General features: G+C 52.1%; 1 protein-coding gene. It reads right to left on the bottom strand.

The window, feature by feature from the left end; all coding sequences use genetic code 11:
• Nucleotides 1-211, bottom strand: a 211-nt coding sequence (locus tag LCF57_RS09845) for a beta-ketoacyl synthase N-terminal-like domain-containing protein (RefSeq protein ID WP_226000527.1), incomplete at both ends; no start/stop codon positions are given.

Raw genomic sequence — 211 nt, 5'->3', positions numbered from 1 at the left:
CCCTGGTGTAGCCCGCATCCTCCATCACTTCCCAGCAGGCTTCTATGAACAGCCTTTCCTGAGGGTCCATACTGAGCGCTTCCCGTGGCGCAATATTGAAGAACAGCGGATCGAATTCCGCAAATCCTTCGATAAAGCCCCCCCACTTGCTGTAGCTTTTTCCATGAGCTACAGCTTCCTGTTTATCGGGATGGAAGAATTCCTCCATCGT

Source organism: Paenibacillus sp. BJ-4, assembly GCF_020404765.1.
Classification (GTDB): domain Bacteria; phylum Bacillota; class Bacilli; order Paenibacillales; family Paenibacillaceae; genus Paenibacillus.
This window is presented reverse-complemented; position numbering and strand designations above follow the sequence as displayed.